Here is a 15678-nt window from a genome sequence, read left to right as displayed (position 1 = left end):
ATCTAATTAATTTGTTGTTTTTATTACGTAACTGCTATCAGAATGATATAAATTTTGGCAAAGATACAGCTAATTTACGAAATATAAAAGAAAAGCCACTCTTTTGATGAGTGGCTTTTTATATACGGTACTTTTATTAGTCTGTCATGCCAAATATTAGTCTATCATGTCAAAACCACAATACGGAACCAATGCTTTTGGTATTCTGATACCTTCCGGAATTTGGTTGTTTTCAAGTAGGGCGGCAACGATACGTGGCAATGCTAATGCTGAACCGTTTAATGTATGGCAGAGCTCGGTTTTCTTTTCTGCATTACGGTAACGGCATTTCAGACGATTGGCTTGATAGGTATCGAAATTGGATACGGAACTTACTTCCAACCAACGTTTCTGTGCCTCTGAATATACTTCGAAGTCGAAGCAAAGGGCAGCGGTGAAGCTCATATCACCACCACAGAGGCGGAGGATACGATACGGAAGTTCCAGTTTTTGCAACAGACCTTCTACGTGGTCGAGCATTTCCTGATGAGATTGTTTGGAGTGTTCCGGTTTGTCAATACGAACCAATTCTACTTTGGAGAATTCGTGCAGACGATTCAGTCCGCGCACATCTTTACCATAGGAACCAGCTTCACGACGGAAACATTGTGTATAGGCGCAATTCATGATTGGCAACTGTTTTTCTTCCAAAATCACATCACGGTAGATGTTGGTTACAGGCACTTCTGCTGTCGGGATCAGATATAAATCATCTACTTCGCAATGATACATTTGTCCTTCTTTGTCAGGAAGCTGTCCTGTGCCATAACCGGAAGCAGCGTTAACTACTGTCGGTGGCATGATTTCAGTATATCCGGATTTGCGTGCCTCGTCCAGGAAGAAGTTGATAAGAGCGCGTTGAAGTTGTGCGCCTTTACCTTTATATACAGGGAAACCTGCACCTGTGATTTTTACACCCAGGTCGAAGTCTATTAAATCATATTTCTTAGCCAGTTCCCAGTGAGGAAGTGCATCTTTAGGAAGTTCAGTTTCCATACCTCCCATTTTTTCCACTACGTTATCTTCAGCGCCTACACCTTCGGGCACACTGTCGTAAGGAATGTTAGGAATGGTATAAAGTACATTCTGCATATCTGTTGCAGCCTGTGTCATGGTGGCGTCTAATACTTTGTTACCTTCTTTTAGTTCGGCAACGCGGGCACGTGCAGTTTCAGCTTCCTCTTTCTTGCCTTCTTTCATCAGTTGACCGATGGTGCGTGAAAGCGAGTTAACCTCTGCCAGATTCTTATCTAATTCATTTTGTGTGCTACGTCTCTTGTCGTTAAGAGCGATCACTTGATCGATCGTTTCCTTTGCATTTTTGAAATGCTTCTTTTCCAGTCCGCGGAGTACCGCCTCTGTGTTTTCTGTAATTTGTTTAATGGTAAGCATATCTATACTTTTTATGAACTTTCTTATTTAAGGCTACAAAGATAAAGAAAAAACGAATAATCAAGCAAATATATGTGTTATATATAATATATATGATATGTCTATGATATATATATATAATACATGTATTGAGCTGTATAATAAACATATATGCAGTGAATGATATATATGTCTCTTTTAGAGTAATATATAAAACTCTGGTTGTATAAAAAGAAAGGAGATGTAATCCATTGGATTACATCTCCTTCTCTTAAATATTTTCAGTTGTGCAATTATGCCTCGGTAGCAGGAACAACAGAAACATATCTTCTGTCTTCTTTGCCTACTTTGAAGCTAACTGTACCATCTACTAAAGCGAAAAGAGTGTGGTCTTTACCCATTCCGATGTTTTCACCCGGGTGGAATTCAGTACCTCTTTGACGAACGATGATGTTACCTGCTTTGCAAGCTTCGCCACCAAATATCTTAACGCCTAATCTTTTACTTTGTGATTCGCGGCCGTTCTTAGAACTACCGACACCTTTCTTATGTGCCATTTCTTCTTACTTTTTAATTGATTAAGCTACTACTTCTGTAATTGTTAATTCAGTGAACTGTTGGCGGTGACCGTTCAGTTTTCTGTGTCCTTTTCTTCTTTTCTTGTGGAAAACAAGAACTTTGTCGCCTTTAACCAAGTTTGAAACAACCTGGCAAACAACTTTAGCGCCTTCTACGGTAGGAGCACCTACTGTTACATTTCCGTCTTTGTCTACCAAAAGAACTTTTTCAAATTCTACTGTTGAACCGTTTTCTGCACCTTCGATGTGGTGAACGAACAACTTTTGACCAGCTTCTGCTTTAAATTGCTGACCGTTAATCTCTACAATTGCGTACATCTTATATATAAATGTATAAGTTAGCTCCGGCGGGTGGTCTTTAATCACTTAAAGAACTCTTTATCGAACCCGTTGCGGAATAATCGGGCACAAAAGTACTATTTTTATTCGTTCCCGACAAATATTTCTTTTATTTTTTATAGGAGATAAAATGATTACGGCAAATAAATGAGCGTTTTAGCTCTCATTGTAGCCTATTGGACTAATTCTCCTAAATTCTGCATAATGATTTTGTGTGGATAAACACGAAGTTCCTCTGCCGTTGTCATTCCGTTCAGCACACCTGCAAAATCGACTCCTGCATTCTGCGCTGTTTCGGCATCTACGGTGCTATCTCCAATATATAATGTTTCATCGGGGCTACTTCCCAGATGTTCTAATGCAAATTTAACTCCTTCCGGCGAAGGTTTCGGTGCTTTTACATCTTCTCCTCCCACTACTATATCAAGAAAATCCTTAGGCAGATATTCTTCCAGATAACTCAATATCCGGAAACGATACTTGGTAGAGATAATTCCGACGCGGGCACCCCGTTTCTTCAATTCTTTCAGCGTAGACAATGTGTCGGGGAAAAGACGGGTATTTACATTCATGTGTACATCAGCTTCCAGTCTGTACTCCTGCCGGAAGGCCTCCAACTGTGCCGGGTCGGTAATTCCGGTAAGGATACTGAATGATTCTTCTAATGTTTTGCCGATTGTACGCTTGATAGCTTCATCAGTAACGGTTAAATACTGATGCCGGGTAAGCACAATTCTGAAACACTTAACGATACCACGCGACGAATCGGCTAGTGTGTAGTCGAAATCGAATAAATAGGTTTTGTAGTTCATTGGGGAAAACTTTTCCGCAAAAGTACTAAATACTTTTCTTATTTCACAGCTTCTACTGTGTATCCTTGTCTTTTTAGTAAGTTTAATAATCCTTTTTCTCCGGGGAGGTGCAGGGCGCCTACTGCGACAAAAGTCGGGGCAGCCTTCATGATTGCCGGTAGTTTTTCAGCCCATGCTTTATTACGGTTGTAAATCATAGCATCTTCTTCGCCGGGAAGTGCGTCACATTGATCGCCTTTACGCTCTTCGCTGATTTTAAGCATAGTGTTCAGATCTTGGCTCATGTAGGCGTTTGTGAGCCTTTTCAGGTTTTCTACTTCAGTCTCTATATGGTTAAGAGTGCACATCAATAGTTGTGCTTGCCGTTGTAGTGAACTGCCATTGAAAAGCAGGTTGAATTGGAATTCTGCAGTTTCCAGTCCGTCCACCTTTTTTCCGTTTTGGATGGCTTGGCTCTGAAAGAATGTGTCGAGTTGCTCTTGCGGGTTGAATTTCCCTATATGTTTTACGTAAGCCATCACCACTACATTATTTAATAAGAAGGCAGGCTTTAGCTTCGGAGCCATATTTAAATCTACCATCAGGTTTTCTTTGCAGAATTTATTAGCAGTCTCAAAGTCTTTCGGAGAAAGGAGAGAGTTCAGCGTGGTATCACTTTCAATCATCATTGCCTTTTGCATCTTTCCCATGGTGGCGGGCGATTGCATTTCCGACATTTTCATCTCTCCATATACTTGTTGGGTTTCATTCATAGCCTTTTTAAGTCCGGCAATGCTGTCCATGATGCTGAACGGTGCCAGATGGTGAGTGCCTATGATGTAGGACGGTTGGTTCAGTCCGTTGCCGGACACTTTCCATAAAAGCTGTGCATTGGCGCTGAATGCCACGCAAATAAATAGAACTGCTCCGATGAATGATTTCATAATTTTATATCATTAGAAGTTGATAATTAACGTATCCTGCCGCCGCTTATCCAGTGTTTGCTATAATAGTTCTCGTTCAAGTTGCTGACGATCACTCCTTTACTGGTGCTGGAATGGATAAACTTTCCGTTTTTGAGGTAAATGCCTACATGAGCTACTTTATTTTTTGAACGGCTGCTGGTGAAGAATACCAAGTCTCCTTCCCGGAGATTCCGCTTGGCGACTTTATTACTTTCTTTTTTCAGATCTTCCGTGTTACGCGGCACTTGGGTGCGGTATACCTTACGGTACACTTGATAAACTAATCCCGAACAGTCGGCTCCTCGTTTCGAATCACCTCCACCACGATAGGGAACTCCTATCCAGTCGGCTGCTTCCAGATAGAGCTTATGGTTATCCTCCATATTGATATCTACCCCCAACAATATAGAAGCCTGCGCCAATGCTTGATAATCCAGCCGGGGAGCGGAGGTGCGGCAGGAGCTAAGGCTGGCAACCAGTCCTAATAAAAGGACGAATTGCAGGAAGTATCTTTTCTTTCTATCAGGTTTCTTTATACTAGACTTATGGGTATCAGACTTTTCTGTTATATATCTCATCATAATTAGTTTATGCAATAATTTTGGTAAGGATGAATACTTACCATTCATTATTTTATCATTCCCTATTTACCGTTTACTCTTCTTCTACATTAAAATAATCCTCCAGTTCTTTCTCTGCGGAGTTGTCCTCGTTGATAATATCCCGGATGATGACACCGTGTTCCAATAAAGCGATCCTCGGACATATATCTACGGTATGATTGAGGTTGTGACTGGATATAATAACCGTAGCTTGATGTTCCTCATTATATTTCTTGAGCAGATGTTTGATGATAGACTGAGAACTTGGATCGAGGAAGTTGAACGGTTCGTCCAGTATCAGTAATTGCGGGTAATGAAGCATGGCAGAAATAATTCCGATCTTTTGCTTATTACCTGCGGAGTAGTTGCGGATTAGCTTCTTGTGCCCGATCACTTCTCCACTCATAAAACGTTCGAAAGGAATCAGACGTTCGTCTACTTCTTCTTTCTTTAGTCCGTACATCTTTCCGATGAAATAGAAATATTCTTCCGGAGTGAGATAATCAATCAGAAAACCATCGTCAATGAAAGCACCGGTAATGTTTTTCCAGTCTTCGCTTTGGCTGACATCAATATCATTAATAATCACCTTACCATCGTCTGCTTTTAGCAGATCCAGCATGATTCGGAAGAGAGTTGTTTTACCGGCACCGTTGTTTCCCACCAATCCGAGCATATCGCCTTGATTGATTTCGTAGTGTTCTATGTCTACGGCAATCTTCTCACCGAAATTCTTTTTAAGTTTGTCAATGATAATCATGATCTTCAATGTTTATATGGTTAATGATTCATGAGCGTTTATTGGCGGCTGTCTCTGAAGCCTTCCATGTTTTCGTATCGCCGTTTCATGAAACGATGATATACATTTTTAATCCATAAAGGAGAAGTCAGGGTAAATCCGAGACCGACAACTAACAGAATTATGTAAGTGATTGTTTCACCTAAAAATGCATTTAATAGACTGTATAAGATGAGAGGCACACCAAAAGCCGCGAAATTAACCACCATCTGTATAGCACTATTCGTTTGCCGGCTTGCCACTTTCTCGTTTAAGGGTACCGTCTGTTTGTTGTAGACAGCCAGTTGGAAAAAACAGAAATAAATAAAGCCGATGGTATAGAAAAACCAGGCGAAGGCGCCCAGTAAAGTGAGTTTATTCATGATGATGGCGGGAATCATGAGTATGAAAGGTATGATTTCACCAATACTGTATGTGTAATATTTGGCTTTCAGCAGACTCATAATTGATTCTTTACGAGACATCAGGCCATCAATGTAATTGCCTTCGAAGGACATAATCTGTGAAAGGATAATCATTCCGAATACGGCAAAGTTGTATACACAGATGAAGGAAGTCATGAAATTGCCGTCGTAGACACTGGAAAAGCTAAGTGCAACGGAGAAAGCCACCACTACAATAGCGATATTGCGTAATGCACCTTTACAGCGGCGGTTACGTAAAAGCATTTTCAGTTCCAATCTCATATATTCGCCAACTTCCCCGTAGCGTTCGAAGAATTTATATTCGGAGACATGCTTAATCTGACTATCTTCTACTTTTGCCAGCTCTGCATAGATAAGTCCGGACATGATCTTGCGGTTAACCAGCCATAAAATGGCAATCACAAGTATGGTGCCGAGAAAATATAGAATGTTGCCCTGTATATATCCGTCTCCCAGATCCATGAAGAAATAGAAGAGGGGGCTATCTTCGGGAATGAAAAGAAGGCAGCCTATTCCACCGTAAAAAGTGATAGGTAATAGAATCCACCAAATACGTTCGTTGATAAGAGTGCGGCAAAGCAAGTACCAGTAATTATTGGCAATAATCAATAGCAAGATACCGATAAGATAGGTGATGACACCGGAGATACCGAAAAACTTGGTAATAGTGATGAAGGAAAAAGGGACAAACAGAAACAGCCAGAACAGGTTGAACAGGCTTAGTCCCGAGCGGATTAGTAAAAAGTCGATGACACGAATTCGTTTAACCGGCAGCAGGAGGTAAGGTTTTACCTCCTGTGTCGGTGTTTTTTGAAACGGAACACGCAACAGAAAGTCCAGTGCCAGGATAAAGATCAGAACCACTGCGTTCATCACATGATATGGTTCCCGGTTGGGAACCATATCAGAAAATCCGAACGCGAACGTCGTACCGAAGAATATCAGGTAACCGGCCCAGAATGCGCCCATGACATAACCGAGTATTTTAGCAACTTTGTTCTTTTCATACATCGGATGCCGTTTGGCGGCAAGCCTTCCATGTTTGCGTAATTCGTTGAATATCATCATTCAGTAGATATACTAGAGAATTTTTATTTGTTTTCTTCCGGCACGGTCATGATGACTTGAATTTCGTTGTTCTGTTTCAGCAAATTGGCGAGGAATTCTTGCACTTCTTTCGCTGTGATGCTGTTGACCAACTTTTCATAGTCTTTGGTATTATCCACACCCGTGTAGAGGTATTCGTCCATATTATTAAGCCAGTAGCCGTTTTCTTTCTGGGCGTCTTTATACTTCTTCAGCATATATTCTTTGATCTTCTGCATGTGCTCGGCAGACGGACCTTCTTTTGCCATTTTGTGAAGTTGTTCTACAACAACAGCAGACAGTTTATCTTTCTTGGCAGGGTCAGTTTGGAATACAATCTGAAGAACAAGTTCCTCTTTCGGGTATTTACCAAGGCTTCCGTTACAGCTTACACCGTATGTACCTCCTTCTTTTTCACGGATTTCAGCAGTGTAAACCAAATCCAGAGCCTGATCTAAGAAGCTAAGCAGGACATTGTTGCGCAAGTCATATTTGCAAGTGCCGCTATAAAGGAACATGATGGTAGCCATTGGAGTTTCCTGTGCCTTTGCAAATACATTTTTGATCTCTCCCTTGCGGATATCCATCTTGTTATCTTTGAAAGTCTCTTTACGGTTGATAGATGGCAGACCTCCCAGATATTTGGCGATTAACGGTTTCATTGTAGCCAAGTCTACGTTTCCTACCAGGAAGAAAGTAAAATCACTAGCATCTTTGTAGCGGTCTTTGTACATTTCAAGAATACGGTCATAGTCAATCTGGTCTACCATGTTTTCCTTCATTCTGATGGCACGCGGATGGTGACCGTATAGTACACTTGTAACTGTGTCACTGAAAGCAGTCATCGGATTAGCGTCCGCATTTTGAAGTTCGGCTTTCAGACGGTTCTTGTAAGATTCGAATGCTTCATTATCCTTACGCGGAGATGTGAAAGTCAGATAAGTAAGCTGCATCATTGTCTCAAAGTCTTTCGGAGCACAACTACCGGAAACAGTTTCCGTAGTGTTGCCGATACCCGCACCTACGTTTGCACGTTTGCCGGCTAAAGCTTTACCCAGATCCACTTTGCTGAAATTACCGATTCCACCTACCAGAGCTACTCCGTTTAATTGAGAGATATTGATAATTTCTTCGTTCGGGAATACGCTGGTACCACCGAAGCTTACACCTTTCATTACAATCTGGTCAGCCTTGAAATCAGTAGGCTTCACATATACAGTTACGCCGTTGGAAAGCACCAACTTAGTCGTACCATAAATATCACCAGCTTTTTCAGAAACAATCTTGCCACCTTTAATATCTTCAGAGATCAGCGGTTCGTTAGAAACTTTATCTTCATAAGGTTTCAGATCGAATGACTTCATTTGTTTCAATAAAGCAGCAATTTCTTCTTTAGTAGGATATTTAGCGCCTTCTTTTTCCGGACCGGCCAGTAAAACCACCTGATTGTTGTCAGTGATTAGTTGTTGCATCACCTGATTGACAGCTTCTACAGGGATATTCGGAGCCAGTTTGTTTACCAGTGTATATTCAACTTCGATTCCCGGAATCGGTTCTTTTTCAAGGAAATTGTTAACGTATTCGTTGACGTAAGAACTACTTTTAGTCTTTTCACGTTCGTTGTAAGCAGATTCTACGGCTTGCAGATAGTTGGCGCGTGCGCGTTCATATTCTGATGCGGTAAATCCGAAGCGGCGTGCACGTTCAGCTTCTTCCAAAACTGTTTTCATTGCTAAATCGATGCCGTCTATTTTGCTGCTTGCATCAAGTGCGAGTGCTTCTTTAGTCTTGGCAAGGAAATAGTTTCCATATTCTGCGCTTGCACTAGTGAAAGGAGGATTAGCAGTTTGGCGGAGTTCGTTCAAACGGTTGTTCAGCATATTCATAGCCATGCTGACCATATACTGGGTAGCATAATAAGCAATGGTATTTTTCAAAGAATCCGGTGTAGCGTCTTGTTTGAAGAAGATGTTTACATAAGGATTCTTCACTTCCTTGTCTGTGCCGATATAGATAAGCGGTTCCTGATTATCTGCCACTGGATAGTAGATACGTTTGGCCGGGTTTACCGGAGCTTTTACATCTGCGAATACCTTTTTCAGTTTGGCTTCAATTTCATCTACATTGATATCACCTACAATAACGATTCCTTGCAAGTCCGGACGATACCATTTCGCATAATAATCGCGGATATCCTGATAAGGGAAGTTGTTGATAACATCAATGCTTCCGATAGGCATACAGTCTGAATATTTAGAATCCGGATATAGAGTAGACTGTGCATCAGTCATGATGCGAAGCATACCACTGTTGCGGCTTCTCCATTCTTCGCGGATAACACCACGTTCTTTGTCAATTTCCTTGTCGGCAAGGTTGATAGCATTCGACCAGTCATGAAGGATCAGCAGACAAGAGTCTACCACGTTTATATTTTCAGTCGGTACGTTGCTGATGTTGTACACCGTCTGGTCGACGCTGGTATATGCATTCAGGTTCGTGCCGAATTTGATACCTTTCGTTTCGCACCAGGGCACGATGCCAAGTCCGGTTTCATCACCCGGGAAGTGCTTTGTGCCATTAAAAGCCATGTGCTCCAGAAAGTGAGCCAGACCACGTTGTTGCGGTTCCTCAAGAATAGAACCTACTTTCTGGGCGATGTAGAATTCAACTCGTTTTTCGGGAAGGGCATTGTGGCGAATGTAATAGGTAAGCCCGTTGTCTAGTTTACCGATGCGGACATTCTTGTCTACAGGTAACTCTTGCATGGGTTGTGCAAGTACGAGCTGGAAATTGCAGCATATAAAAAGGACTGCAATAAATAATCCACGTAATAAATGTTTCATGTTCTATTTAGTTTAAATAAATATTTCTGTGTTATTTGTCGTTGTGTTTGGTTGTAAATCACAAATAGACAGGGAAAAGAGTTATTTTATAGCTTCCCGTATCTTGACTAGCTTAGTTAACAGTCCTTCCAGGAGGTCTAACTTTAGCATATTGGCACCATCGCTTTTTGCCACGGCAGGGTTTTCATGCGTTTCGATGAATATTCCGTCGGCACCTACGGCGATACCTGCTTTGGCGACAGTTTCTATCAACTGCGGCATTCCTCCCGTTACCCCACTGGTCTGGTTGGGTTGCTGCAAGGAGTGAGTGACATCCAGAATCACCGGATAGCCGAATGTTTGCATTTCGGGGATACCACGATAGTCCACAACAAGATCCTGATAGCCGAAAGTTGTTCCGCGTTCGGTAAGCATCACATTCTTGTTTCCGGCTTCCACCACTTTGTCGGCAGCAAACTGCATTGCCAGCGGTGAAAGGAACTGTCCTTTCTTGATGTTAATCGTTTTTCCGGTTTTGGCTGCGGCAACCAACAAGTCGGTCTGGCGACAAAGAAAAGCCGGGATTTGAAGTATGTCCACGTATTCGGCTGCCATTGCAGCTTCATCTGCGGTATGGATATCGGTTACGGTAGGGACTCCGAAAGTCTCATGTACTTTTCTCAATACTTTGAGTGCTTTCTCATCGCCAATGCCGGTAAACGAATCCAGACGTGAGCGGTTTGCCTTGCGGTAAGAACCTTTGAATACATAAGGAATTTGCAGTGCTTCGGTGATCTTTACTACTCGTTCGGCAATGCGCATTGCCATTTCTTCACCTTCTATCACACACGGACCGGCCAACAGGAAAAAGTTGCCGGTGGGGTTGTTCTTAAGTTCTATCATACTTAACTACTATTATAAGTTTATTTTCAGGCACGGATTACGCGGATTACACGGTTCTTGCAGATACTGTAAATTACACTGTTCTTGCCAATTCGGTTATATTAAGAAAACCGTGTAATCCGCGTAATCCGTGCCTAATTATATTTAATTTGGAATAATAAGCGTTGTCTTTTCCGGGAGCACGCCTACTTCTAAAGGAAAATGTTTAGGCAACAAACGCCCGTCCAAATCCACCGCTGCATTCTGTGCCCGGAGTACCTTTACTTTTCTCGTCCGGTAGCTTTTCACCACTTTGTGATTCAGGATTCTTCCCTGAATCAGCATCCATAGTCCGGAAATAATTTGCAGGAATTCCGGGCGGTAGATTACGGATACATCCAGCCATCCGTTGTATGGAACGGCACTGGGTGTTTGTCCCCATCCCCAGGCACTGCCTATACATACGGTCATGATGCGTCCGCGGATATGTTCGTCATTGATACGGAGATGCATTCTGTAAAGCTTCCGTTCAAATATAAGAGAAAACAGGGCGGCAACGTATGAAAGGAACTTCACTCCCCAGAAACGCTTGGTCTGATCGGTGATTTTGACGATTCGTGCTCCCAGTCCGATATTAACGGCATTGAGGAAATAGCGACGCTGGTGTTCGTTTCCGTCGTAGAAGTTGCAGTAGCCTACGTCTATTTTCTTCAACCGATGATTGATGATACAGTCGACAGCCGGCTTGTATTCGGTGCTAAGTCCCCAATATTTGGCGAAGTCATTTCCGATACCGTTCGGAATCATACCGAGGGCAATGTTCTCTTTATCTTCGGCATCGGATAGCATAATGCCATTGATGGCATCATTCAATGCCCCATCACCTCCCACAATGACAATCGTGCGATAACCATTGTTGGCCAAAATTTTAGCGAGACGCTCTACCGAACCGAAACCTTCGGATTGTACATAGTCATAGTCTACACCTTTACTGTCCATGTACTCCTTAATTTCTTTCCAGCGCTTCTTTACCTTTCGGGTACCAGCTTTTGGGTTGTAAATCACTCCCCATTTCTTCGGTTCTACACTCATATTTGTATATCTATCCTATTGTGTATTAAAAATCGCACTATAATAACTGCCAAAGATACTAATTCCCTTGCAGTTTCTCTTTTACAAAAGCTATCTTTTCTTCCATTGGTAACTCTGCATTCATCCAATGGATCGTAAATCCTCTTCTTTCCATGCCACGGAACCAGGTCATTTGTCGCTTGGCAAACTGATGGATGGCTATCTCCAAACCGTTGAACATTTCTTCATAAGTCAGTTTGCCTATGACGTACAATGTCAGGTATTTGTATTCCAGTCCATAGTAGATGAGATCGTCCGGTGCAATTCCCTGTTCGATCAATCGTCTTACCTCGTCCACCATTCCTTCATCCAATCGTTGTTTTAATCGGCGGGTGATCTTTTCACGGCGCAGTTCCCGGTCAATATCCACTCCGATGATGAGGCTGTTCAGTTCCGGAAATTCCCTTTCGGGAACCGGATGGGCTGCATAATACTCTTCAATTTCTATTGCACGTATCGCCCGTTTCACGGTATCCACGTCGGTGGAGTTATGCAAAGCCTTGTATTGACTTAATATTTCCGTCAACTCTTCCAGCGAATGATTTGCCAAACGGTTGCGTAATTCCGGATTTTCCGGTACGGGCATCAGTTTATATCCTTTCAACACGGATTCCAGATACATACCTGTCCCTCCACATAAAACGGGAAGACAGCCTTTTTGTTTGATGCTTTCGTAAGAATTCAGGAAATCACGTTGATATTCAAACACATTGTATTTGTATCCGGGGTCTGCAATGTCAATCAGATGATAGGGGATTGTACGTCCGTTTACGGTATAGTCGGCCAAATCTTTTCCTGTACCGAGATCCATTCCTCTATATATCTGACGGGAATCGGCACTGATAATTTCTGTGTTGAGTTCATAGGCCAAGGCAGCGGCAAAGGGAGTTTTACCCGAGGCTGTAGGTCCGAGTATGGCGATTAAATCATAGTCCGGCATAGCTTCATTCTTTTATATCTGCAAAATTACGAAATATTTTTAACCTGTTTGGTATTCAATCGCTTTTTTATCAAGATAAATAAGAGAGTAGGGAAGGTTAATTTGTATTTTAACCTCTAATTGCTGGTATTCAATCTAATGATGATGAAGCGTGTGAGAATAACGCATAGATACGGGTAAAGTAGCTTGAAGATACTGGCATTGTTCAGCTAAAGTGCCTTTAGTTCAAAATCATTTTCACATTTATCTGTTGCTTATTGCCTGTATGATCCGGCATGCCTTTCCATTTTTATCCACACCTTCTATGGTTATATCTTCCGGTGCAGTGCTGTCCGGAGTATAGTATTCGATGATTGCTTTTCCATTAGCATCCAGTTGTAGGGTAGGATTCCAATAGATTGTACTTCGTAAATCCGAGCGTTGGTCATTCTTCTTTTCGGGCGTATCATAAGTAGGATGATAGAACTCGACCGAGTCGCTGTACCCCAGTGGAGTACACGTGATAATGCCCTGTGCCGGTCTTGCCGGGATATCTTTACCGTCTTTCAGCGTAATAACGATAGCACCTGCCGAACCGCGGGAGCCTAAGATTGCTGCATCGGCACCGCGGAGAAGGCTCAAACTCGACATATCACTGGTTTGTATCATGGTCAAGATGTCGTTATCGTCTTCATATACCACGTCGTCAACGACAATGACAGGTTGCTCGGGATTGTTGCGGATATGTATTTCATTTCCATTTGTCACGCTAATGCCCGGAAGTCTGGTGACTGCATCGAAAGCTGTTTGTGCACCGAATCCTTCCAATCTGTCCCCTTCGATCGTGTAGGTGTTGATACCTCCTGTGTAAATACTTTCTGAACTGGCCTTTTTACGACTTCCAGTGACTACCACTTCTTTCAGATTGTACACTCTCATTCCACCTTCCATGTAATATTGGTCGCGGGTATTGAGCAAATAATCTTCCATAAACGTTGCTGTTCCATCATGGAAAGGAGACTTGTGTGAAGTTGCCGGGTATTGAGGAGTGTCAATCACAATGTCTACTCCGGCAAATCCTCTTTTGGTACGTGCCTGAACAAGGAAAGTCGTGCTATCTCTGAAAGATGTGTTCACGATAAACTCTCCTTTTTCGTCTGTGGTGGTAGTGGCGATGATGTTCTGTTTGGGAGCCAGAATACAAATAGGTCCTTTCTTAACGTTACCTCCAAAGAAGCCTTTGATACGTCCGCTGATAGTTTGCCCCTTTTCCATATAGTTGGTGAGGTTCATTGAAGGTGCAGTCAGTACATTCCGGATATGGTGTCTGCGCCATCCGTGCGTCATCATCAGGAAGTCTACCGTGCGGAGAGTCCGGAGGTCTTGTTGCAGAAAATAATATCCGGGATTTTCTACATATCCTTTTAAGTCGGAGGTTAATAGAAGATTCGATACGATATTGTCAGCAAGCGAATCCGGACGGATACTCTTTCTGTCGGTAATGCTGACGGAGAAACTACCTTCTACCGGAGTACCGTTATCATCTTTTGCTGAAATTTGCAGGGATACCTTTTCTCTTTTTCCGTATGTCGGCTTATCTGCAAGAATTTGCCATTGATGCGGATTCCGGTCGGGTACGAAAACCAGGCGTTCGCTAAGTGCATTACCCTGTTGGTCGATCAGCATGAAATGGGTGATGCCTGCGTTGAATAAACTGTCGTTCATTCTTCCAAAAGTCCTGTCGACACTGACTGGCTGCAGGATGATCAGCTTTCCGCGAGTATGTGCAATCAAGAATAACTTTTGAGGCCACTGGGTAGCTTCTGTTTTCTGGATTTCGTAACGGATTTCCTTTTTATAATGTGTCATGGAAAGTGTGATTCCTTTTTCTTCTACAGCCGGGAGGTCGAATCGTTTACTGATACCGTCATCGGATTTGGCAATCACATAATAAGAGTTCCCTATAGTCGGATTCAGTGTGAAAACTCCCATGCCGTCATGCTCTGAGCGGAAGACTGTTAATGTGTCTCCGTTGGCATCGAACAGGCAGCCTTCTATTTCTGTGGAAAAGCCGTCCGATCCTTGAGCCTTGAAAGCTATATTCTGATGAGCAACGGCCAGGAGAGCTCCCCCTTCCGGGAAGAACTTAACGTCAAAGTCTTTTGTAAACGAAGGCAGATAGAAAGTCTTTTTATAGATATATTGGGGATCATCGAATTCTACTTCAATGTGGCGTGTGGCAATAGGCTTCAGATCCGGCAGGGAAATAGAAATCATCCCATTCTCGTCTGTCTTTCTTTTACCTTTATCTTTTATCTTTCCATTTTCAAAGTAGCGGTAGCGGATAGCAGTATTTCTGAAAGCCTCTTGGGCATTGCTGGTAAATCTTACCTTGGCTGTATAATGTGATTCGTCTTCTTGCTGATACTCAATATTCGAGACAATCGTGTTATCAATCGAGTTACCGATTTTCAGATTGCGTGAATAAAAGAATTCCGGTTCCTGATTAAGCATCCAGTTACTATATCCCCGCAAATAATAATCACCTGCCGGGAGAGTGGGAGGGAGGGTGAAAGCATTATGAAACCCCAGTGAATCTCTACGAATCTTCTTACGTTCTACGATAGAGTCGGAACGGTTGACAAGCTCTGTAATGATGAAGTTGCTTTGTGTATTATCTTGATGTGTAACAGAGTTTACCAGATATCCCTTGAACCATATTTTTTCTCCTGCCCCATAAAATGGCTTGTCCAGATGCAGGTACAGCTTTTCCTGTGGGACTTTTTCCAGCAGATTAAAATACGCAATGATTGTATCTTGTTCGTTTTGCCCCGACAATGGAGCAAAACAGAACAGCATTCCGAAAAAGAAAGCTATTGAAACCCTATTAATCGAAAATGTAGTTATGCTTTTCATATATTATAAGTCT

Annotated in this window: 13 protein-coding genes; all 13 read right to left on the bottom strand. The window is 42.4% G+C overall.

The genetic code is table 11. The features are described 5' to 3' along the window. Positions 1–156 precede the first annotated feature (156 nt). The 13 genes from serS to I2I13_RS00495 all read right to left on the bottom strand — a co-directional run bounded on the left by serS (position 157) and on the right by I2I13_RS00495 (position 15665). Positions 157–1431 (bottom strand): serine--tRNA ligase, encoded by a 1275-nt coding sequence (gene serS / locus I2I13_RS00555; protein ID WP_195648464.1) that lies wholly within the window; start codon positions 1429–1431, stop codon positions 157–159. Positions 1432–1703: 272 nt separating this feature from the next. After that, positions 1704–1967, bottom strand: a complete 264-nt coding sequence (gene rpmA / locus I2I13_RS00550; RefSeq protein WP_004301792.1) for a 50S ribosomal protein L27 — start codon at positions 1965–1967, stop codon at positions 1704–1706. A gap of 21 nt (positions 1968–1988) precedes the next feature. Beyond that, complete coding sequence (rplU, locus tag I2I13_RS00545) at positions 1989–2306, bottom strand: 50S ribosomal protein L21 (protein WP_004316691.1); 318 nt, start codon at positions 2304–2306, stop codon at positions 1989–1991. A gap of 194 nt (positions 2307–2500) precedes the next feature. Further along, positions 2501–3139, bottom strand: coding sequence for an HAD-IA family hydrolase (locus I2I13_RS00540; RefSeq protein ID WP_195648463.1), 639 nt, complete (start codon positions 3137–3139; stop codon positions 2501–2503). A 38-nt stretch (positions 3140–3177) separates the two neighbouring features. Then, positions 3178–4062, bottom strand: a complete 885-nt coding sequence (locus I2I13_RS00535) for a TraB/GumN family protein (protein ID WP_195648462.1) — start codon at positions 4060–4062, stop codon at positions 3178–3180. A 26-nt stretch (positions 4063–4088) separates the two neighbouring features. Continuing rightward, positions 4089–4712: a C40 family peptidase gene (locus I2I13_RS00530; RefSeq protein WP_195648461.1), complete on the bottom strand. Its 624-nt coding sequence runs from the start codon at positions 4710–4712 to the stop codon at positions 4089–4091. Positions 4713–4737: 25 nt separating this feature from the next. After that, a complete protein-coding gene (locus I2I13_RS00525; RefSeq protein WP_195648460.1) occupies positions 4738–5445 on the bottom strand; it encodes an ABC transporter ATP-binding protein in 708 nt (235 codons plus the stop codon). Positions 5446–5483: 38 nt separating this feature from the next. After that, entirely contained in the window at positions 5484–6977 is a 1494-nt protein-coding gene (locus I2I13_RS00520; protein ID WP_195648459.1) for a DUF5687 family protein, read from the bottom strand. Positions 6978–7000: 23 nt separating this feature from the next. Then, complete coding sequence (locus I2I13_RS00515) at positions 7001–9838, bottom strand: pitrilysin family protein (protein ID WP_195648458.1); 2838 nt, start codon at positions 9836–9838, stop codon at positions 7001–7003. A gap of 81 nt (positions 9839–9919) precedes the next feature. Further along, entirely contained in the window at positions 9920–10720 is an 801-nt protein-coding gene (gene kdsA / locus I2I13_RS00510; RefSeq protein ID WP_074558494.1) for a 3-deoxy-8-phosphooctulonate synthase, read from the bottom strand. Positions 10721–10864: 144 nt separating this feature from the next. Beyond that, a complete protein-coding gene (locus I2I13_RS00505; RefSeq protein WP_004301802.1) occupies positions 10865–11791 on the bottom strand; it encodes a diacylglycerol kinase family protein in 927 nt (308 codons plus the stop codon). Between the two features lie 58 nt (positions 11792–11849). Further along, positions 11850–12770 carry a tRNA (adenosine(37)-N6)-dimethylallyltransferase MiaA gene (miaA, locus tag I2I13_RS00500; RefSeq protein ID WP_148364343.1) on the bottom strand — a complete coding sequence of 307 codons (921 nt, stop codon included), beginning with the start codon at positions 12768–12770 and terminating at the stop codon, positions 11850–11852. Positions 12771–13013: 243 nt separating this feature from the next. Beyond that, positions 13014–15665: a TonB-dependent receptor plug domain-containing protein gene (locus tag I2I13_RS00495; RefSeq protein ID WP_195648457.1), complete on the bottom strand. Its 2652-nt coding sequence runs from the start codon at positions 15663–15665 to the stop codon at positions 13014–13016. Positions 15666–15678 lie beyond the last annotated feature (13 nt).

Source organism: Bacteroides sp. D55t1_190419_B8 (assembly GCF_015558905.1).
GTDB classification, from domain to species: Bacteria; Bacteroidota; Bacteroidia; order Bacteroidales; family Bacteroidaceae; genus Bacteroides; species Bacteroides vicugnae.
This window is presented reverse-complemented; position numbering and strand designations above follow the sequence as displayed.

Coding starts and splice junctions, on each gene's coding strand:
- rplU (WP_004316691.1), bottom strand. CDS start 2,306: ATGTACGCAATTGTAGAGATTAACGGTCAGCAATTTAAAGCAGAAGCT.
- I2I13_RS00495 (WP_195648457.1), bottom strand. CDS start 15,665: ATGAAAAGCATAACTACATTTTCGATTAATAGGGTTTCAATAGCTTTC.
- kdsA (WP_074558494.1), bottom strand. CDS start 10,720: ATGATAGAACTTAAGAACAACCCCACCGGCAACTTTTTCCTGTTGGCC.
- I2I13_RS00525 (WP_195648460.1), bottom strand. CDS start 5,445: ATGATTATCATTGACAAACTTAAAAAGAATTTCGGTGAGAAGATTGCC.
- I2I13_RS00540 (WP_195648463.1), bottom strand. CDS start 3,139: ATGAACTACAAAACCTATTTATTCGATTTCGACTACACACTAGCCGAT.
- miaA (WP_148364343.1), bottom strand. CDS start 12,770: ATGCCGGACTATGATTTAATCGCCATACTCGGACCTACAGCCTCGGGT.
- I2I13_RS00520 (WP_195648459.1), bottom strand. CDS start 6,977: ATGATGATATTCAACGAATTACGCAAACATGGAAGGCTTGCCGCCAAA.
- serS (WP_195648464.1), bottom strand. CDS start 1,431: ATGCTTACCATTAAACAAATTACAGAAAACACAGAGGCGGTACTCCGC.
- rpmA (WP_004301792.1), bottom strand. CDS start 1,967: ATGGCACATAAGAAAGGTGTCGGTAGTTCTAAGAACGGCCGCGAATCA.
- I2I13_RS00535 (WP_195648462.1), bottom strand. CDS start 4,062: ATGAAATCATTCATCGGAGCAGTTCTATTTATTTGCGTGGCATTCAGC.
- I2I13_RS00515 (WP_195648458.1), bottom strand. CDS start 9,838: ATGAAACATTTATTACGTGGATTATTTATTGCAGTCCTTTTTATATGC.
- I2I13_RS00505 (WP_004301802.1), bottom strand. CDS start 11,791: ATGAGTGTAGAACCGAAGAAATGGGGAGTGATTTACAACCCAAAAGCT.
- I2I13_RS00530 (WP_195648461.1), bottom strand. CDS start 4,712: ATGAATGGTAAGTATTCATCCTTACCAAAATTATTGCATAAACTAATT.